Raw genomic sequence first — 19,967 nt, forward strand, 5'->3', positions numbered from 1 at the left:
CTCTGGCCAACCCATTCGACCAACGATTCACCAGGACTTCGGGCACCACCCGCCGCGCCCCACCGGCTGCCCGGGCAGGCGTCGGCCGGTGAGGGCCTCCGGAGCGCGGTCTAGCCGCGCACCTGCCCCAGCCACTGAAGTGTCCGGCGGATCTCCAGCGCGAGCGGGTTTCCCGGCCCCTGGAGGCGTTCGACGTCGTGCAGCAGCCGGCCGAGTGTGTCGTGGGCGGCGGCGCGGTCGCCGAGGGCGAGCAGGAGGTGGCCGATGCGGCGGCGGACGTCGTGGGCGAGCTCGGGGTCGCCGGACACGTACTGGTTCTCGTAGTACGGCAGCAACGCCCGGTACGCCGCGAGCGCCGCCGCCGGTTCGCCGAGCTGTTCGAGGCACTGGGCGGCCTCGTAGCGGTAGCGCAGGGACTGCGGGTCGGCCTGGCCCGCCTCCGCGGCTCGCTCGTCGCCGAGGCGGCGCAGTTCCGGCAGCGCGCGCCGGTACTGGCCGTCGTCCATGAGCGTGGCCGCGTACTGCTTGCGCAGGGTGCGGACGACCGGGGAGTGCTCGCCGTGCTGCTCGGCCGCGGCGGGCAGGATCGCGCCGAGGATGTCGACGGCCTGGGTGATACGGCCCTCGCCGAGGAGACGCTTGACCTCGTCGACGGCCCGGGCGACGTCCGGCTTCTCCGCGACCGGGGCCACCGGGGCGGGCTGGGGCGCGGGAGTGAGGGCGCGGTCCGGCCAGGGGGCGTGCGGGCGGAGGAAGGGGCGCGTGGGATCGAGGGGCGCCCCGGTGGGGGTCCCGCGCGCGGGCAGGAGCAGCGCCAGGTGCTCGTACACCTCCTGTGCGGAGGCGGGGCGGTGCTGCGGGTCCTTGGCGAGCAGGCGCAGGACCAGCGCTTCGAGCGCCTCGGGGACCTCGGGGCGGATACGGCGCACGGGCAGCGGCGGCTCGTACAGGTGCCGGTGCAGCACGCCGAGCGCCGTCGAGCCCGCGAACGGCACGTCGCCGCTGAGCAGTTCGTGCAGGAGCACACCGAGCGCGTACAGATCCGTGTACGGGCCGACCGCGCCGCCCATCGCCTGCTCGGGCGCCATGTAGGCGGGCGAGCCGATGGGCGTGCCGGTGTGCGTGAGCCGGGTGGTGTCGGCATCCATGACGGAGGCGACACCGAGGTCGAGGACGGTGACCGTGCCGTCCTGCTTCACCATCACATTGCGCGGCTTGAGGTCGCGGTGGACGATCGGCACGGCGTGCACGGCGCTCAGCACGGCGCACAGTTGCGCGGCCACCGCGACGGCCCACTGCCACGGGTACGGGTCGTGCTCGGCGAGGTGGTCGGAAAGGTCGGCGCCGTCGACGTACTGCATGACGAGGAACAGTTCCTCGCCCTCGCTGCCCGCGTCGTGCACCGTGACCAGGCCGGGGTGGTCGACCTGTGCGGTGACCCGGCACTCGCGCATGAAGCGGCGGCGCAGTTCGTCGGCCTCCTGGCCCGCCACCTTGTCGGGACGCAGCAGCTTCACCGCCACCCGCCGGTCGAGCCGTTGGTCGTACGCCGTCCAGACCTGGCCCATGCCGCCCTGCCCGATGAGCGTGGACAGTTCATAACGGCCGGCGACCACACGCCCTGTCGCCCCGGTCACCTTCCGCCCTCGTGGTTGCCGTCGTGCTTGCGCAGGTAGTCACTGAGTTCGTCGAGCTCGGCACGCACCTGGTCGATACGTGCGGGCGCCGGACGCTGGGGCGGCGGCGGGGTCTGCGCAGGCGGCTGCGGCACCGGTGCGTGGGGGATGGGTGTCTGGGGGATCGGTGTCTGGGCCATCGGGGGCGGGGTGTTCAGGGTCGGGGGCCGGGTCGTGGTGGTGTACGGCGGCGCACCCTGCGGATAGCCGTACGCCGGCGCGTGCGGGCCTGCCACCGCGAACGCGAGCTGCTGGTAGTGACGTATCTCCGCTGCGAGGTAGTAGGAGATCCCGATGACGATGGTGCCCAGGATCAGCACGAGGCCGATCCAGCCGCCGGCGGTGTGTATCTCGTCGCCGGATTCCGAACCGAGCAGGTAGAGGCCGAGGATCTCGGACACGACCGAGGCGGCGAACAGCCCCCAGTCGAGCCTCCTCCGGGTCACGATGGCCAGGCGCAGCATCATCGTCCAGGCCAGCATGCCGAAGCTGCACACCGAGATCACCACGAACATCACACGCAGGAAGACCAGCACCCCGCTCGACGGGGGCTGCTTCGCCGGCTGTGTGTAGCCGTGGCCTTGCATGGCTGCTCCTGTTGCCTGAAGTGGGCGTACGGGTCGGCCGGCGCTGTCCCGCCGGGGGGGCGGCAACGACGGTCGTGCGATTGTCGCTTCGAGCGTATAGGCCGACACGGACAAGTGGTCCCGGGTTGTACCGGATCGTTGTCGTGCTGATCACTTCGTACGACGTCGCAGGTGCCGTCGCCGTTGCCCACCCGGACGGGGGACGGGCCGGGTCGCCTCAGTCGGGGGCGACCGTCCCGTCCGTCAGGCCGTCGTACATCCCGCGTACGAGGTGCTCGCCGAGGCGGCCCGCGTGGCGCAGCGCCCGCTCGAACTCGTCGAGTGCGCGGAAACGCGCGCCGTAGCGCCGCTGTTCGTCCAGCGGGAGCCGGGGCAGCTGGAGGCGGCGCACATCGAGACGGGTGGCGGTGGACGCGTAGCTGCTGGCCTGGCGGTTGTTGGCGGTGCCGCGCAGGAAGCCGGCGAGGAACCATGCGTCGAGCGCCGAGGGATCGGGGCGCAGGAGAACAAGGTTGCGCCCCAGGGCGGCGCCCGCGGTCGCCCCGCCGATCACGCGCGAGACCGCGCCTCCGCCGAGCACCGGGACGACGACGTCGCCCGGCTCGGTGAGCACGGCCTCCTCGTCGCTCTCGGGAAGCGTGCCGGAGGGTTCCGTTCCGGCGAGGACGTCGCTGTCGGTGAGTACGGGTACGCGCGCGTGGCCGCCGTTTCCGCCGGCGCGCAGCACCAGGGCGCCCCCGCGGGCGAGTTCGCCGACGGTGGTGAGCGGCCAGCGGGCGGGCTGTGCGGCGTCCGCGGGCGGCGGCGTGAGGCCGCCGACCAGGCGCAGGGTGTCGCCCAGGCGTTCGCGCACGGCCGTGAGCTGTTCGGCGCCGTCGGCCGCCGTGGCGGGCGGGAGATGTCGGGCCGGGGCGAGGTCCACGTCGTCGTCGAGGAGGTCGATGACGGGCACCGAGCGGGCGAGACCGGGCTGTTCGTCGAGGCGGCCGGCGCGGTCGAAGGGCCGCCATGCGTCGAGGACGGCGTCCCGCACGGCCCGCCAGTCGGGCCCGCCGCGTCCCTCGGTGGCGAACTGCCCCGCGTCGACGAGCAGCAGCTCGGGCTGCGTGTCCGCCTTCTCGGGCCGGCGCAGCACCCACAGGTGCAGCGGGATGTTGTACGGGGGCGCGGCGCCGACGGGCAGGGCGATGACGGCGCGCAGGGCGCCGCGGCGCAGCAGGTCGGCGCGGATACGGCGGCCGGAGCGGCGGGAGGCGGCGGCGGGCGGCATGAGCAGCACGGCCGTGCCGCCGTCCTGAAGACGGGCGAGCGCGTGCTGCACCCAGGCCAGCTCGGACTCGTTGCGGGCCGGGAAGCCGTACTCCCAGCGGGGGTCGTAGGCGAGTTCGTCATGGCCCCAGTTGCGCTCGTTGAACGGCGGGTGGCACAGGACGGCCTCGGCGCGCAGCTGCGGGTAGGCGTCGGCACGCAGGGTGTCGCCGGTGGCGCCGCGCACGGTGCCGGGGGCGTGCAGTGCGAGCCGGAGCGCGGTGAGCGCGGCGAGGTCGGGGGCGCTGTCCTGGGCGTACAGCTCCTGGCCTTGGTGGGGGGTGACGGCGCTCAGGAGGGCGCCGGTGCCGCAGGCCGGGTCGAGGACCGTGCGGGCGGGGCCGGCCAGGTCGGCCATGAGTCCGGCGAGTTCGGCGGGGGTGAGCGTGTACTGGCGCGGGTTGGCGTCGAGATGCCGGCCGAGCAGGAACTCGAAGGTCCTGCGGGCGCCCAGCTCGGCGGCGAGTTCGGCGGTGCCGCGCAGGAGGGGGGCGGAGGGGAGCAGTTCGGGGCCGGTGGGGGTGTGAACAGCCGAGGTCGCGTGTGTGGCTGGTGGAGTGTTCACAGCGGCGGGTTTGTCCCCGCCGGGTGCGCGGTGTACTGCCGACGGGGTGTTCACAGCATGCGCGCCGTTCACAGCGGATGCTCCGCGCGCGGCAGGTCCCCTGTGAACACCCCGGCCGCCGCGAGCCCGCACCCCTGCCCCCGCACCGAAGCGCGGGGTCAGCACGCTCTCCAGCGCGGCGGGCAGCATTGCGGCGAGACGCTCGTCGGAGCCGGCGCTCAGCTCCAGCCAGTCCGTGGGGCGGTCATGGATGAGCAGCAGAACGCAGCCGGCGTGCGTGAGGGCGGTGACCGGACCCTCGGGGTGCCCGGCAAGCTGCTGCCAGACGCGTTCACGCAGCGGGACTTCGGCGAGTTTGCCCTGGCGGCGCAGCCAGGACTCGACCTCGGCGAGCGCGAAGGACGGGCTGGTCTCGGTGCCCCCGACCGGCTTGGGGAAGTCGGCGTGCCGGCGGCGCCAGTTGCTGACGGCGGCGCGGCCGACACCGGCGAGCCGTGCGATTCCGGCGGCGGTCACCTCTGTCGCGTTGTCCTGCACGCGCCCCGCTCCCCTCGTCCCGTGTGTGGCGTCGAGCATACCGGCGCACTCAGTATCTACCCATTCACGGTCGTGTACATCCGCGATCCCGTGAACAGTGTTGACTCGGTTCACAAGCTCTGCTCTTATTGACCCAGCGAACGAGCGGGCCGGCGAACAGCGGCGTCCGCCGCGTCGGGGGGCGACGTCAAGCCCCTCGGTGCCCGGCCGCAGAACCGTCCCCAACTCACGTCAACCCACTCTCACGTCAACCCACCGCATCCTCATCTCCCTCAAGGACTTCCCATGCGTCGCACCGCACTTGCCGCTCTCTGCCTCGCCGCCGCGGCCACCACGGGACTCACCGGCTGCCTGTCCGGCCAGGACAACGCGGACAGCTCACCCGGCAAGTCGAACAAGCCGAGCCGGAAGGCCGAGCCCTTCGCCGGACTGACCGGCAGCGAGATAGCCGACCGCGCCGTGAACGCCACCACCGGCGCCTCTTCGCTGCGGATGAAGGGCGATGTCGCCGACGACGAGAGCGGCGGCACGATCCGGATCGACATGGCCCTGAACAAGAAGGGCGAATGCGCCGGCACCATGAGCATGGGCGGCGAGGGCCAGGCCGAGTTGATCAAGACCGGCGACACCGTCTACATGAAGTACGACGAGGAGTTCCTGCGCGAGCAGAGCAAGGGCGAGCCCAAGGCGGACGTCGACGCCGCCGTGGCCCTGCTGGCCGGCAAGTGGACCAAGATGTCCGCGACCGGCAAGGACGCCGAGGACATCGCGGGCTTCTGCGACCTGGACACGGTGCTCGGCGACGCCGAGGACGTGAACTCGGACGCGACCCGCGGCAGGACCACCACCGTGGACGGCACGCCCGCGATCGTCCTGAACGAGAAGGACGGGAAGGACCGTTACACGCTGTACGTCGCCACCGAGGGCGAGCCGTATCTGCTGCGGGTCGACGACAGGTCCGCGAAGGCCCCGGCCTCTCTCACCTTCAGCGACTACGACAAGCCGGTGCCGGCGCAGAAGCCCAGCGGCGACATTCTGGACCTGGACGCGCTGTCCGGCTGAGCCGCCCGATCCTCCTGCGAAGCTCGCGGCCGAGGTCAGTCCGCGTGGAACCGTGCCGGTGCCTCGGTCGGGTTGCCGCCGGTCGGCAGCTTCAGCCCGGGGCAGCCGGAGAGGACCTTCTTCATCGCGGCCCCCTCGGCGGCGGTGACCCACAGGCCGTACTTCTTCTTGACCGCGACCTGGGCGGCGACATACGTGCACCGGTACGCCTTGTTCGGCGGCAGCCAGGTCGCCGTGTCACCGTCACCCTTGCCGCGGTTGGTGCCCGCGTCGACGGCGAGGAGGTTGAGGGGGTCGTTGGCCAGGGCTATGCGCTTGCCCGCGTCCCACTGTTGGGCGCCCTTCTGCCAGGCGTCCGAGAGGGCGACGATGTGGTCGATGTCGACCTGGCTGCGGCCGCGTACGAACGTCACGTCCTGGCCGGTGTAGGGGTCGGGGTCGAGCGTCCCGGAGGCGACCTTGCAGCGGCCGTCGCTGAACCTCACCTGCTCCAGGTCGCGTTTGAGGATGTCGTCCCGGGTGTCGCACCGATTGGAGTCGGTGTCGGCCCAGGGTGTGCCGAACCTGTCGCGGTCGTAGCCCGTCCTGGGCGCCCGGCCCTTCACCGGCAGCGACTCGGCGGCGGCGAGGGCGGGGCCCCCGCCCGCTGTCTCCTCCGGCCCCGCGGATCCCGTGCTCTCCGGTATGCAGCCCGTCACGGCGAACACCAGCACCACGGCGGCCATCGCCCCGCCGCCCCTCGCACGCGTCATGGCACGTCCCCCCTTCCACATCAAGGATTCACCCCGTGCCGATCTCCAGCGTCGTCTCCGAGGGCAGCAGGCCGAAGGACAGTACCGCGACCCGGAACTCACCGAGCAGTCCGGCGAGGCGGGCGGTGTCCCATGACCACGTTCCCCCCGTCGCAGGCCTCGCCGGGCTCCGTGCGCCGACGCCCCGTCAGGACCCCAGGATCGACGCCAGGAACTCCCCTACCCAGCCCAGCAGTTCGCGTCCGACCAGTGGCTTGCCGCCCACCTTCGCGGTCTTCGGGCGGGGGACCAGGACCTGGTGCACCGCCGGCTTGATGACGGACCCCGGGTACAGGCGCTTCACCCGCAGTTCCTGGGACTCCCGCAACCCCACCGGCGCGAAGCGGATGTTGTTGCCCTGGAGCACGATCTCGCCGACACCGCACGCCCGCGCGAGCATGCGCAGGCCCGCCACCAGGAGCAGGTTCTCCACGGGCTCGGGCAACTTGCCGTAGCGGTCGACGAGTTCCTCGCGTACGGCCTTGATGTCCTCCTCCGTGTTGGCGGAGGCGATGGACCGGTAGGCCTGGAGGCGCAGGCGTTCGCCGGGCGCGTAGTCGTGCGGGACGTGCGCGTCGACCGGGAGCTCGATCTTGACCTCGAGCGGCGGTTCCTCCTCCACGCCGCCCTCCAGGGAGGCACGGTAGTCGGCGACGGCCTCGCCGACCATCCGTACGTACAGGTCGAAGCCGACGCCCGCGATGTGCCCGGACTGCTCGCCGCCGAGCAGATTGCCGGCGCCGCGGATCTCCAGGTCCTTCATCGCCACGTACATGCCCGCGCCCATCTCCGTGTGCTGGGCGATGGTCGCAAGGCGCTCGTGGGCGGTCTCCGTCAGCGGCTTCTCCGGCGGGTAGAGGAAGTAGGCGTAGCCGCGTTCCCTGCCGCGTCCGACCCGGCCGCGCAGCTGGTGCAGCTGGGAGAGGCCGAAGTTGTCGCCCCGCTCGACGATCAGCGTGTTCGCGTTGGAGATGTCGATGCCGGACTCGACGATCGTCGTGGAGACGAGGACGTCGTACTTCTTCTCCCAGAAGTCGACGACCACCTGCTCCAGGACCTGCTCCGACATCTGGCCGTGGGCGGTGGCGATCCGTGCCTCCGGGACGATCTCGCGCAGCCGGGCCGCCGCGCGGTCGATCGACTCGACGCGGTTGTGGATGTAGAAGACCTGGCCCTCGCGCAGCAGTTCGCGGCGGATGGCCGCGCCGATCTGCTTCTCCTCGTACGGGCCGACGAAGGTGAGCACCGGGTGGCGCTCCTCCGGCGGGGTGGTGATCGTCGACATCTCACGGATGCCGGTGACCGCCATCTCCAGGGTCCTCGGGATCGGCGTCGCGGACATGGTCAGGACGTCGACGTTGGCGCGCAGCTTCTTCAGCTGCTCCTTGTGCTCGACGCCGAAGCGCTGCTCCTCGTCGACGATGACCAGGCCGAGGTCCTTGAACTTCGTCTCGGCGGAGAACAGGCGGTGCGTGCCGATGACGACGTCCACCGAGCCCTCCCGCAGGCCCTCCAGGACGGCCTTGGCCTCGGTGTCGGTCTGGAAGCGGGACAGCGCCCGCACGTTCACCGGGAACTGCGAGTAGCGCTCGGAGAACGTGCCGAAATGCTGCTGCACCAGCAGGGTCGTGGGGACCAGGACGGCCGCCTGCTTGCCGTCCTGTACGGCCTTGAAGGCGGCGCGGACCGCGATCTCCGTCTTGCCGTAGCCGACGTCACCGCAGATCAGGCGGTCCATCGGGACCGTCTTCTCCATGTCGTCCTTGACCTCGGCGATGGTGGTGAGCTGGTCCGGGGTCTCGGCGTAGGGGAAGGCGTCCTCCAGCTCGCGCTGCCAGGGCGTGTCGGTGCCGAAGGCATGGCCGGGCGCCGCCATCCGCGCGCTGTACAGCTTGATCAGGTCGGCGGCGATCTCCTTGACGGCCTTCTTCGCGCGGGCCTTCGTCTTCGTCCAGTCGGCGCCGCCGAGGCGGTGCAGGGTGGGGGCCTCGCCACCGACGTACTTGGTGATCTGCTCCAGCTGGTCGGTGGGGATGTAGAGGCGGTCGCCGGGCTGGCCGCGCTTGGCGGGGGCGTACTCCACGACCAGGTACTCGCGGGTCGCGCCCTGGACGGTGCGCTGCACCATCTCGATGTAGCGGCCGACGCCGTGCTGTTCGTGGACGATGTAGTCGCCGGTCTCCAGCGTGAGCGGGTCGATGGTCTTGCGGCGGCGGGCGGGCATCCGCGCGCCGTCCTTGCCGGCCGCCTTCTGGCCGGAGAGGTCGGTCTCGGTCAGGACGGCGAGCTTCAGCGCCGGGTCGACGAAGCCGTAGTCGATCGAGCCGCACGCCACGTGCACGACGGACGGGGTCAGCGAGGCGAGGTCCGCGTCGAGGCGGGCCGCGATGCCTTCGCCGCCGAGCACCTCGACCGTGCGGGCCGCGGGGCCGTGGCCCTCGGTGACGTACACCGCGCGCCAGCCGTCGGCGAGCCAGCCCTTGGTGTCGGCCAGCGCCTTCGCCGTGTCGCCGCGGTAGCTCTCGGGGGCGTGCATGCCGAGCTTGAGGGTGTCCGCGGACAGTTCCTCGTCCGCGGCGAACGGCGACACCGACCACCACATCATGTCCAGCTCGCGGGCCCGGTCGCGCACGTCGGCGATGGACCACAGGGAGGCCGCGCCGACGTCGATGGGCGCCTCGCCGCCGCCGGCCGTGGCCGCCCAGGAGGCCTGCAGGAACTCCTGGCTCGTCGCGACGAGATCGGACGCACGCGTGCGTACCCGCTCCGGATCGCATACGACGGCCATGGCGTCCTTGGGCAGGATGTCGAGCAGCAGCTCCATGTCGTCGACGAGGACGGGCGCGAGCGACTCCATGCCCTCCACGGCGATGCCCTCGGCGATCTTGCCGAGCAGTTCGCCGAGCTCGGGGTGCGCCTCGGCGAGGGCACGCGCGCGGGTGCGGACGTCCTCGGTGAGCAGCAGTTCACGGCAGGGCGGGGCCCACAGTCCGTGCTCAGCGATCTCCAGAGAGCGCTGGTCGGCCACCTTGAAGTAGCGGATCTCCTCGACGTCGTCGCCCCAGAACTCGATGCGCAGGGGGTGTTCCTCGGTGGGCGGAAAGACATCGAGGATGCCGCCTCGTACGGCGAACTCGCCGCGCTTCTCGACGAGCTCCACGCGCGCGTACGCGGCGGCCGCAAGGGCCTCCACGGTCTCGTTCAGGTCGGCGGTCCGTCCGGTGCGCAGGGCCACGGGTTCCAGGTCGCCGAGGCCCTTGACCTGCGGCTGGAGCACGGACCGTACGGGCGCTACGACGACGGAGACCGGGCCGGTCTCCGGGTCGTCGGAGCTGGGGTGGGCGAGGCGGCGCAGCACGGCGAGGCGGCGGCCGACGGTGTCGCTGCGGGGGCTGAGGCGCTCGTGCGGGAGGGTTTCCCAGGCCGGGTACTCGACCACGCCCTCGGGCGGGAGCAGGGAGCGCAGGGCCGCGGCCAGGTCCTCGGCCTCGCGGCCGGTCGCCGTCACCGCGAGCACGGTGCGGGCGCTCTCGCGGGCGAGGGCGGCGACCGCGAAGGGGCGGGCCGCGGGCGGGCCGACCAGGTCGACGTGCATGCGGTTGCCGTCGGCGGCCGCGGCGATGGCTTCCGCGAGGGCGGTGTCCTTGACGACGGCGTCGAGCAGACCGTGCAGGCTCATTCGGAGGCGGCTTTCGTCGGGGTGGGCAACACGAATCGCCCGACACGCGCGCGGGCCGGGGGCTTCCAGCCTACGACGGCGGGGTGCGTGCCCGGTGCGGATGCGGGCCCCCGGGGCTCCGTCCCCTGAACCCCCGTCCCCTGGACCCCCTCCCCTGGACCCCCGACTGTGCCCGCCCGCCTCGGTCCGCCAAGAAGCGGAGCCCGAAAGACAGCGGTCGGCCCGGGCCGGAGAGTCTCCCCGGCCCGTCCCGGAGAGGCCGCCGGCGCCCCAGCCCCCCGGCCTCCACGTCCCCCAGGGGCTCCCTCGGCCCCGTTCTGCGGACTCGGCCGGGCCAGGACGCAGGCCCGAGGACACGGCGAGCCCCGGCACAGCGGCGAGCCCCGGCGCCGAGCAGCCCCCCGTGGCTTCTCGGTGCCGGGGCTCGCCGCCCCCCGTCGGCTACTCCGTGGCGATCGCGTTCAGGACGTTCATCCGGCCCGCCCGGAACGCCGGGACCAGTGCCGCGAACAGGCCCACGAACGCCGAGCCGATGAAGACCGCGGTGATCGTCGGCCAGGGGATGTCCAGGACGTTCAGGCCCTCCAGGGCGAGCAGCTTCTGGGCCGTCGCGCCCCAGCCCATTCCCAGGCCCAGGCCGAGCAGCGCGCCGAACAGGGCGATGACCACGGACTCCATGCGGATCATCCGGCGCAGCTGGCGCCGCGACAGCCCGATCGCGCGCATCAGGCCGATCTCCCGCGTCCGCTCGACCACCGACAGCGCCAGGGTGTTCACCACACCCAGGACCGCCACGATGATCGCCAGGGCCAGCAGGCCGTAGACCATGTTCAGCAGCTGTCCGACCTGGTCCTTCAGTTCCTGCTTGTAGTCGGTCTGGTCACGGACCTGGTACTGCGGGTACGGGTCCAGCACCTTCTTCAGGGCCGCGTACGCCTGCTCCTGCTCGCCGTCCTTGGCCTCGGCGAACATCATCGTGTTCGGCGGGACCTGGCCGGCCGGCACGTACTTCCGCATCGTGTCGATGCTGATGTAGCGGGCGCCCTGGTCGAGGGCGGTGTCGTCGTCGGTGATGGCGGCGACCTTCAGCTTCGCCGTCTCGCCGCCCTGGAACGCAACCGTGAGGGTGTCTCCGACGTGCACGCCGTGCTTCTTGGCGTAGTCGGAGCCGACCGACATGGCGTCGTTGCCGTAGGCGGCGGAGAGCGTGCCGGCCGTGGTCGCCCGGCGCAGGTCGTCGGCGTACGTCGGGTCCGCGGCCGTGACGCCGGAGCCGTCGGTCCTGCCGTCGGGGGAGGTGAGCGTGGCCTTGAGCTCCTTGTAACGGGTGACGTGGGCGAGGCCCGGCGACCGCTGCATCGCCTTCTCGGCCTGCGGCACGATCCGCTGGTTGCCCTGGACGATGAAGTCCGCGCCGACGGACTTGTCGAGCTCGCTGGTGGCCGAGGCGACCATCGAGGAGCCGACGACCGACAGACAGGCCACCAGGGCGAGGCCGATCATGAGGGCGGCGCCCGTCGCGCCGGTGCGGCGCGGGTTGCGCAGGGCGTTGCGCTCGGCGAGACGGCCCACCGGACCGAAGGCCCGCAGCAGCACCGCGCTGATCACCCGTACGACCCCGCCGGCCAGCAGCGGGCCGATGACGACGAAGCCGATCAGGGTCAGCACCACGCCCGCGCCCAGCATCAACGAGCCGTCCGTCGCCTTGTCCGCCGTGGCGGCCGTGTAGAGGGCGAATCCGCCCGCGGCCGACAGGACGAGGCCGATCAGCCCGCGCAGCAGGCCGGCCCTGCCGTCGGCCGGGGTGCCGGCGTCGCGCAGTGCGGCCATCGGGGAGACCCGGCCGGCGCGGCGGGCCGGCAGATAGGCGGCGAGGACGGTGACCACGACGCCGAGCAGGACACCGGCGACGGGCGTCGTCACCTTCACGGTGAGGTCGTCGGTGGAGAGGTTCATGCCGGCCATCGACATGAGCTTCATCAGGCCGATCGCGATGCCCACGCCGGCGGCGACGCCCAGGATCGAGCCGATGACGCCGAGCAGCAGCGCCTCCACGAGCACGGACCGGTTGACCTGCTTGCGGGACGAGCCGATCGCCCGCATCAGGCCGATCTCCCGGGTCCGCTGGGCGACCAGCATGGAGAAGGTGTTGATGATCAGGAAGATGCCGACCAGGAACGCGATCCCGGCGAAGCCGAGCATGGCGTACTTGATGACGTTCATGAACTCGCCGACATCCTTGCGGTTCTCGTCGGCGTTCTCCTTGGCCGTCTGGATCTTGTACGTGCCGTCCAGGGTCCGGGTGACGTTCTGCTTGAGCTGTGCGTCGCCGACACCGGAGGCGGCGGTGACGTAGATCTGGGTGAACCGGCCGGTGGCGCCGAGGAGTTCGCGCTGAGCGGTCGGGGTGTCGAAGAAGACGATCGCGGCGCCGGGGTTGGTCACCTTGAAGGTGGCGATGCCGACGATCCTGGCCTTGAAGTCACCGGCGACGGAGATCGTGCGCAGTTCGTCGCCGAGTTCGAGGTGGTGCTTGTCGGCGGTGTCGGCGTCGACCATGAGCTCGGTCGGCCCGCGCGGGGCGTGACCGGAGGTGATCTCCATCGAACGCGCGTCGTTCTTCGTCCAGTTGCCGGCGATGGTCGGGGCGCCGTTGCTGGATCCCATGTTCTTGTTGTCGTGGTCGACGACGGTCACCGCCGTCGAACCGACCGCGCCCTCCGCGGACTTGACGCCGTCCGCCTTCTCCACCTGCGTCAGGGTGGACGCGGGCAGGGACTCGGGCTTGCCGTTCTGCGGGGTGTCGTCGGGCTTGGCCGCCTTGGGAGAGACGGTGACGTCGGACGCGGTCGTCGCGAAGAGCTTGTCGAACGTGGTGTTCATGGTGTCGGTGAACACGAGCGTCCCGCACACGAAGGCCACCGACAGCAGCACGGCGACGGCCGAGAGGGCCATGCGCCCCTTGTGCGCGAAGAAGTTGCGCAGGGAGGTCTTCACGACGGTCATGACGTACGCCCCCGGGCGTCGAAGTCCTTCATGCGGTCGAGGACGGTGTCGGCGGTCGGCCTGTACATCTCGTCGACGATCCGGCCGTCGGCGAGGTACAGCACGCGGTCCGCGTAGGAGGCGGCCACCGGGTCGTGGGTGACCATCACGATGGTCTGGCCGAGTTCGTCCACGGACCGGCGCAGGAAGCCCAGGACCTCGGCGCCGGCGCGCGAGTCGAGGTTTCCGGTGGGCTCGTCGCCGAAGATGATCTCGGGGCGGGCCGCCAGGGCACGGGCCACGGCGACGCGCTGCTGCTGGCCGCCGGAGAGCTGGGCGGGCCGGTGCCTGAGCCGTCCGGCGAGGCCGACGGTCTCCACGACCCGGTCCAGCCAGGCCTTGTCCGGCTTCCGTCCCGCGATGTCCATGGGCAGCGTGATGTTCTCGAGCGCGTTCAGCGTCGGCAGCAGGTTGAACGCCTGGAAGATGAAGCCGATCCGGTCCCGGCGCAGCTGGGTGAGCTTCTTGTCCTTCAGCCCGGTGATCTCGGTCTCGTCCAGGTAGATCTTTCCGCCGGTGACGGTGTCGAGCCCGGCAAGGCAGTGCATCAGCGTGGACTTGCCGGACCCCGAGGGGCCCATGATCGCGGTGAACTGTCCGCGGGCGATGTCCACGTCGACGTGGTCGAGGGCGACGACACGGGTCTCGCCGGACCCGTACGCCTTGACGACCTGCCGCGCCCGCGCGGCAACGGCCGTACGCCCTCCAGTGCCCCCGTGCCTGGTGATGGTCACAGCCGATGTCACGGTATGTCTCCTAAGTCGGTCAGCAAATGGAGTGTGCGTGGCTGCTGCTGGTGCGCAGTCGTGTGAAGCGGTACGTCGATGAGTCTGGTCCGTGGAGGGGGTCGGGCGCGCTGGTGCCCGGCGCAGTCTTCTGCTGGGGAAAACCCCACCCCCGCGGGTCAGGTACACCGCCCGTCAGCGGCGTAAAGCCAGGTTAGGAACGGCATGAGCCGCTTCTCGTCCTCCGGCGGTACGAACCCGCCCCGAGCCGTAGTACGGAGGTACCCCTAGGGGCAGTCCACCGCCGGGTGGAGCCGTTCTCGGGGTCCGCTCCACCCTCCGGTGCACCGAGGCTCCACCCTCCCGCGACGTGAGGGTCAAGTGGGACAGTGTCCCGGCAGATAGATGCAGGGGGAAAGGAATCCGCGTGGACGACACAAGACCCGCGATACGGGAGGCCGCCCGCCGCACCGCGCCCGACCGGCGCGGTGCCGTCGTCGCCGCCCTGATGCTGGCGATGGCGCTGGCGGCCCTCGACTCCACCGTCGTGTCCACGGCCGTCCCCCAGATCGTCGGCGACCTGGGCGGCTTCTCCGTCTTCTCCTGGCTCTTCTCCGGCTATTTGCTCGCCGTGACGGTCACCCTCCCCGTGTACGGCAAACTCTCCGACACCTTCGGCCGCAAACCGGTGCTGATCACGGGCGCGGCCGTGTTCCTGCTCGGCTCCCTGCTGTGCGCCGTGGCCTGGAACATGGGGGCGCTGATCGCCTTCCGTGTGGTGCAGGGGCTGGGCGGCGGGGCGCTGCAGGGCACGGTGCAGACACTCGCCGCGGATCTGTACCCGCTGAAGGAGCGCCCGCGGATCCAGTCCAGGCTGTCCACCGTGTGGGCGGTGTCGGCGGTCGCCGGGCCGGGCCTCGGCGGAGTGCTGGCGGCGTACGCCGACTGGCGCTGGATCTTCCTGGTGAACCTGCCGATCGGCGCGGTCGCACTCTGGCTGGTCGTCAAGTACCTGCACGAGCCGGAGCGGGAGACCTCCGGCCCTCGCCCGCGCATCGACTGGGCGGGCGCGCTCGCGGTGTTCGCGTGCGGCGGCGTCCTGATCACGGCCCTGGTGCAGGGCGGGGTGGCCTGGCCCTGGCTGTCGGCACCCTCAATCGGCTTGTTCGGTACGGGACTTGCGCTGGCGGCGCTGGTGGTCGTGGTCGAGCGCCGGGCGGCCGAGCCGATCATCCCGGGGTGGGTGTGGCGCCGTCGTACGATCGCCGCGGTCAATCTCGCGCTCGGCGCGCTGGGGCTGCTGATGGTGGCACCGGCGGTCTTCCTGCCGACGTACGCCCAGTCGGTGCTGGGACTCGCGCCGGTGGCCGCCGGGTTCGTGCTGTCCGTGTGGACGCTGAGCTGGCCGGTGTCGGCCGCGCTCAGCCAGCATGTGTACCGGCGGATCGGCTTCCGCAACACGGCCATGCTGGGCATCGGCCTGGCGGCCCTGATCCTGCTCGCGTTCCCCTTCCTGCCCTATCCGGGCCGGGCGTGGCAGCCGGCGCTGCTGATGCTGCTGCTGGGCGCGGCGCTCGGGCTGTTCCAACTCCCGCTGATCGTCGGTGTGCAGTCGACGGTGGAGTGGGCGGAGCGCGGCACGACGACCGCGTCCGTGCTGTTCTGCCGCCAGACCGGCCAGACCATCGGCGCGTCGGTGTTCGGCGCGATCGCCAACGGGGTGCTGGCCACGCGGCTCGGCGGTGCGAGCGACCTGGACTCGGTGACCCGGGCGCTGGATGCCGGCACGGCCCCGGAGCCGACCCGCAGGGCGATCGCGGACGCGGTGCACGCGGTCTATCTGGGGGCGTCGTGCGCGGCGGCGCTGGCGTTCCTGGTACTGCTGTTCGTGGCGCCGCGACGGTTTCCGTTGCTTAAGGAAGACGGACAGTGACCTCGGGTTCGGCCGATGACGGGCGCTTCATCGGCGCGGTGTGATGCGGGCGGCGACCGGCAGATGGTCGCTGCCTGACTGGCTGGCGCAAGTCGAGCTACAGCGGCGGCAGCAGCGGCTCGTGCCTCGAAGTAAACGACGCCGCCCGCCGCACTCACGTCCCCGTCCGCGACAGCAAGACCCCACCGGCCCGGCGATCATCCTCTCGGCCCCCGCCTGGCAGACCTTCGTCACCTCTCTCGGTCGAACCAGGCCGTCGCCTCCGGCAGGAACAGCAGCACGACGGCGGGCACCCCGAGCACGATCCGCAACGCGGCCTCCACCAACTCCCCGGATGTCGCCGCACCGAACACCTGGCGGAACGACGGCAAAATAATGAACACCATCAGCACGATGGTCGTGAGCCGCACCCCACCCCGCGCACTGCCGTCGAACGTCAGGGCAAGAAGCGCGCACACCCAGACGAAGAGCCATGGTCCGATCAACTGGCCCATGCCGTAGGCCGTCAGCCCGTCCTCCAGCGCGAGCACGACGACCATGCCTGCGAACGCCAGCCCGAACAGCAGCAGTTGAACCGCTCGCACCTGCCGGGGCATCACGGCGTCACGTGTGTCGTTCATCTGATTCCTTCTTTGACAGGCCGCGGGTTCCCTCGGAATTCGTGATCCGACGGAGCCCGCCCCACGGGGACGTGAAAGTGCCACTGATCACACGCTGCTCACAGCCCGGTTAACGGCGGTAACACCCCAGGTCAGACATGGTTCGACGAAGTAAGCGCATACCGACCGCTCAGTTTGGCCAAAACCTCGCGAACGCTTCTACCACCGAGTAGCGTGCGTGACCCCGAACGTCCCACCCCCCACCTCCCTGCGGTCCGCCGCACCGGACCCGAGCCACGCAAGGAGTACCGGGATGTCCTACGACCCCTATGCGTCGTACCCGTATCCACAGCATCCGCACTACCCCCAACACCCCCCGTATCCCTCGCCGTATCCCCCGCGCACCGCGCACCCGCCCTCCCTCACCTACCCGTGGCGGCCGCCCGCCCCGCCCGAGCCGGAGCCGAGGCGAACCCCCTCGCATCCTCCCCTCGGTCACCACAGCGACCTGCGCATCCTGCGCAACGCATACCGGTGGCAGCGGCGCGTGGCCACGCTCACCGCGCTCGGCTACTTCACGCTGTTCCTGATCCTGTCCGCGTTCGCGCCGTCGTTCATGACCACCACCGTCACCGACGGCCTGCCCACGGGCCTGCTGCTGGCCCTGCTCCAACTGCCCGTGACCTGGGTGGCGATCCTCCTGTACGAGCACACGGCGCGCGGCCTCGTCGACCCGATCGCGGACCGCATCCGCAAGCAGTCCGAACTCGACGCCAAGCGGGCGGCGGTGAGGCGATGACCGGCTTCAGCGACTCGTCGCAGGCGATGTCCCTGGTGGCGTTCTCCGCCGTCGCCACCATCACGCTGCTGCTGTGCGTGATGACGGGCCCCGACCGCGACGACCTCGACGAGTTCTACACCGGCTACGGCTCCCTGTCCCCCATGCGCAACGGCCTCGCCATCGGCGGGGACTACATCTCGGCCGCGACCGTGCTCGGCACCGGCGGGGTGATCGCCCTGTGCGGCTACGACGGGGTCGTCCTCGCCCTCAGCACGGCCCTGTCGCTGATGCTGCTGATGTTCCTGCTGGCCGAACCCCTGCGCAACGCGGGCCGGTTCACCATGGGCGACGCGCTGGCACGGCGGATGCCGGGACGCTCCGTACGGATCGCCGCCTGCGCGGTGACCCTCGCCACGCTGCTGCCGCTGATGCTGGTACAGCTCGCCGGCACCGGCCAGTTGCTGGCGTTCATCCTCGGCTTCTCCGCCGACTCGCTGAAGACGGGCTGCATCATCGGCCTCGGCGCGCTGATGATCAGCTACGCGGCGATCGGCGGCATGAAGGGCACCGCCCTCATCCAGATCCTCAAGATCGTGATGCTGCTCGGGTCGGGCGCCGTCATCGCCGTACTGATGCTGAACAAGTTCGACTGGGACCCGGGCGCCCTGTTCGGCGCCGCGGCGCGGCAGAGCGGCGTGGGTTCCGCATTCCTCCAGTCCGGCCTGGAGTTCGCGCACAGCCCCTACCCCGACCTCGACATGATCACGTCTCATCTGGCCGTGGTCCTCGGCGGCGGCGTCCTGCCCCACGTCACCATGCGCATGTACACCGCCACCAGCGCCCGCCAGGTGCGCCGCTCGATGTCCTGGGCGGTGTCGTCGGTTGCGCTGTTCGTCCTCGTCATCACGGTCGTCGGATTCGGCGCGACAGCCCTCATCGGGCGCGCGGTCATCGCGCAGGCGGACCCGCAGGGCAACACCGCCTATCTGCTCGGCTCACGCGCCGCGTTCGGCCCGGACGTCTCGACCGCGGAGACCTTCCTGTTCACCACGGTCACCACCGCGATCTTCCTCACCCTGCTCGCCTCCGTCGCCGGCATGATCCTCGCCTGCGCCAACTCCCTCGCCCACGACGTCTTCGCGACCCGGGTCCAGGAGATGTCGGCCCGCCACGAGATGACCCTGGCCCGGGTCTCGGCGCTCGCGGTCGGCGTTCCGGCGATCCTGCTGGCGACCCTGGTCCAGCACCGCAGCCTGCAGCCGCTGGTGACCCTGTCCTTCTGCCTGGGCGCCTCGGCCATCGCGCCCGCACTCGTCTACAGCCTCTTCTGGCGCCGCTACACCCGCACCGGCCTCCTGTGCACCCTCATCGGCGGCTCCCTCGTGGTCCTGCTGCTGATGCCGGGCACGAATCTGGTCTCCGGCTCCCCCGTCTCCGCCTTCCCCGAGGCCGACTTCAACTGGTTCCCGTTCACCACGACGGGCCTGGTGTCGATCCCGGCGGGCTTCGCCTTCGGCTGGCTGGGCACGGTGGTCTCCGGCCGGAGAAAGGCGGAGGAACAGCGCCGGCAGTACGAGGCGGTCGAGGGGTGGATCCTGGCGGGGGCGGTGCGCAGAGGGAACTGAGGGCAGAGGGGACTGAGGAGAGGGTGCGCCCCGCGGCGTGCGGCGGGGCGGCCGTCCCGCTACTCCGCCGGGGCCCGGCCCGTCAGGGTGGTGAGGCTGTTGTGGACGTGGTCCATCTGCGCTCGTACGTCCTCCCGCACCTCCCCGTGCTCCCGCAGCACCCGCTCCGTCTCCCGGGCGATGTCCTCCTCCCGTCCCCGCGCCTCGGCCACCACCTCCGCGGCCCGCGCCCGCGCCTCCTCCAGCCGGCGTTCCACCGACCCCTGCGCCTCGGCGAACGCCCGCTGCGCCTCGGCAAGCGCCGCCTCCGCGCGCGCCGCCCGCTCGGCCCGAGCCGCATCCAGCGCCAGCGCCCGCTCCTCGGTCTCCCGCTCCAGCTCCGCCAGCCGTTCGGCGTGCTCCCTGGCCCGGTCCGCGAGCATCCCGGAGGTGCGCTGCCGCATCTCGCGCAGCGCTGCCAGCGCCTCGGTGCGGTTCTCCTTCACCTCGCGCCGGGCCGCGATGCGGATCTCGTCGGCTTCGGCACGCGCCGCGAGCAGACGCTGCCGGGCACGCTCCTCGGCCTCGGCGCGCACCGTATCGGCGTACTTCTGCGCGGCCTCACGCACGCCGGCCGCCTCCGCCCGCGCCTCGCCCACGAGGTCCACCGCCCCCTGCCGCGCGCCCTCCCGCACGGCCACGGCCTCCTCCTGCCCGAGCTCGAAGAACCGCCGCGCGCGCTCCCCGAGCGTCTCGTACGTCTGCGGGGCCAACCCGGCCACGGTCTCCCGCAGCCGCACCAGCTCCTCCTCCATCTCCCGGGCCAGCACGGTGAGCCGGGCCGCCCGCTCCCACGCGGCGTCACGGTCCCGGCAGAGCTCCACCACATACGAGTCGACCTGGTCGGGGCGGTAGCCGCGCCCCCGTACCGCCACGAAACCGTGGGTCGAGACCGATGCGCTGCTCATCCTGGAACCCCTCTCCGCCGAACGGCCGCGAAAATGATGATTTCGCGCACATCTTGAGGTATCGGACGGAAATGTTCATAACGCGACACTCCGCGCACACGTCACGG

General features: G+C 71.5%; 13 protein-coding genes and 2 pseudogenes. 5 read left to right on the forward strand and 10 right to left on the reverse strand.

Going from position 1 to position 19,967, the window contains the following annotated elements; translation table 11 throughout:
* Nucleotides 1-110: 110 nt before the first annotated feature.
* From F7R91_RS23755 to F7R91_RS23765, 3 genes are all read right to left on the reverse strand, one after another.
* The gene (locus F7R91_RS23755; RefSeq protein WP_269144753.1) at nucleotides 111-1,616 is read right to left on the reverse strand and encodes a serine/threonine-protein kinase; all 1,506 of its coding nucleotides are present in this window, start codon (nucleotides 1,614-1,616) and stop codon (nucleotides 111-113) included.
* 17 nt (nucleotides 1,617-1,633) lie between these two features.
* The gene (locus tag F7R91_RS23760) at nucleotides 1,634-2,263 is read right to left on the reverse strand and encodes a hypothetical protein (RefSeq protein ID WP_150951128.1); all 630 of its coding nucleotides are present in this window, start codon (nucleotides 2,261-2,263) and stop codon (nucleotides 1,634-1,636) included.
* Nucleotides 2,264-2,480: 217 nt separating this feature from the next.
* Nucleotides 2,481-4,673 carry an N-6 DNA methylase gene (locus F7R91_RS23765; RefSeq protein WP_150951129.1) on the reverse strand — a complete coding sequence of 731 codons (2,193 nt, stop codon included), beginning with the start codon at nucleotides 4,671-4,673 and terminating at the stop codon, nucleotides 2,481-2,483.
* Between the two features lie 285 nt (nucleotides 4,674-4,958).
* Between F7R91_RS23765 and F7R91_RS23770 the strand changes: the two genes are divergently transcribed.
* Complete coding sequence (locus F7R91_RS23770; RefSeq protein ID WP_150951130.1) at nucleotides 4,959-5,735, forward strand: LolA-like protein; 777 nt, start codon at nucleotides 4,959-4,961, stop codon at nucleotides 5,733-5,735.
* A gap of 35 nt (nucleotides 5,736-5,770) precedes the next feature.
* On the opposite strand, the gene F7R91_RS23775 is transcribed toward F7R91_RS23770, so the two are convergent.
* From F7R91_RS23775 to F7R91_RS23790, 5 genes and pseudogenes are all read right to left on the reverse strand, one after another.
* Nucleotides 5,771-6,487 (reverse strand): HNH endonuclease family protein, encoded by a 717-nt coding sequence (locus F7R91_RS23775; RefSeq protein ID WP_150951131.1) that lies wholly within the window; start codon nucleotides 6,485-6,487, stop codon nucleotides 5,771-5,773.
* Nucleotides 6,488-6,515: 28 nt separating this feature from the next.
* Nucleotides 6,516-6,617 (reverse strand): annotated as a pseudogene (locus tag F7R91_RS44520) (SCO6745 family protein); the annotation flags it as partial.
* 57 nt (nucleotides 6,618-6,674) lie between these two features.
* On the reverse strand, nucleotides 6,675-10,205 hold the full coding sequence (gene mfd / locus F7R91_RS23780; protein ID WP_150951132.1) for a transcription-repair coupling factor: 3,531 nt from the start codon (nucleotides 10,203-10,205) through the stop codon (nucleotides 6,675-6,677).
* A gap of 441 nt (nucleotides 10,206-10,646) precedes the next feature.
* Nucleotides 10,647-13,211: an ABC transporter permease gene (locus F7R91_RS23785; RefSeq protein ID WP_150951133.1), complete on the reverse strand. Its 2,565-nt coding sequence runs from the start codon at nucleotides 13,209-13,211 to the stop codon at nucleotides 10,647-10,649.
* The gene (locus tag F7R91_RS23790) at nucleotides 13,208-13,996 is read right to left on the reverse strand and encodes an ABC transporter ATP-binding protein (protein ID WP_150951134.1); all 789 of its coding nucleotides are present in this window, start codon (nucleotides 13,994-13,996) and stop codon (nucleotides 13,208-13,210) included. Before F7R91_RS23790 ends, F7R91_RS23785 begins: the two co-directional genes overlap by 4 nt.
* A 406-nt stretch (nucleotides 13,997-14,402) precedes the next feature.
* Between F7R91_RS23790 and F7R91_RS23795 the strand changes: the two genes are divergently transcribed.
* Nucleotides 14,403-15,908 carry an MFS transporter gene (locus F7R91_RS23795; protein WP_230989804.1) on the forward strand — a complete coding sequence of 502 codons (1,506 nt, stop codon included), beginning with the start codon at nucleotides 14,403-14,405 and terminating at the stop codon, nucleotides 15,906-15,908.
* A 74-nt stretch (nucleotides 15,909-15,982) separates the two neighbouring features.
* Nucleotides 15,983-16,045 (forward strand): annotated as a pseudogene (locus tag F7R91_RS44060) (DUF397 domain-containing protein); the annotation flags it as partial.
* 93 nt (nucleotides 16,046-16,138) lie between these two features.
* Here the strand turns inward: F7R91_RS44060 and F7R91_RS42895 are convergent.
* Complete coding sequence (locus F7R91_RS42895; protein ID WP_225320753.1) at nucleotides 16,139-16,528, reverse strand: hypothetical protein; 390 nt, start codon at nucleotides 16,526-16,528, stop codon at nucleotides 16,139-16,141.
* Between the two features lie 292 nt (nucleotides 16,529-16,820).
* On the opposite strand from F7R91_RS42895, the gene F7R91_RS23805 reads away from it, so the two are divergent.
* A complete protein-coding gene (locus F7R91_RS23805) occupies nucleotides 16,821-17,306 on the forward strand; it encodes a DUF485 domain-containing protein (protein ID WP_150951136.1) in 486 nt (161 codons plus the stop codon).
* A complete protein-coding gene (locus F7R91_RS23810) occupies nucleotides 17,303-18,913 on the forward strand; it encodes a sodium/solute symporter (RefSeq protein ID WP_150951137.1) in 1,611 nt (536 codons plus the stop codon). The genes F7R91_RS23805 and F7R91_RS23810 overlap by 4 nt, the downstream gene beginning before the upstream one ends.
* 59 nt (nucleotides 18,914-18,972) lie before the next feature.
* Here the strand turns inward: F7R91_RS23810 and F7R91_RS23815 are convergent, their stop codons facing one another.
* Nucleotides 18,973-19,860, reverse strand: a complete 888-nt coding sequence (locus F7R91_RS23815; protein ID WP_150951138.1) for a coiled-coil domain-containing protein — start codon at nucleotides 19,858-19,860, stop codon at nucleotides 18,973-18,975.
* Nucleotides 19,861-19,967 lie beyond the last annotated feature (107 nt).

Source organism: Streptomyces luteolifulvus, from assembly GCF_008806595.1.
GTDB lineage: Bacteria > Actinomycetota > Actinomycetes > Streptomycetales > Streptomycetaceae > Streptomyces > Streptomyces luteolifulvus.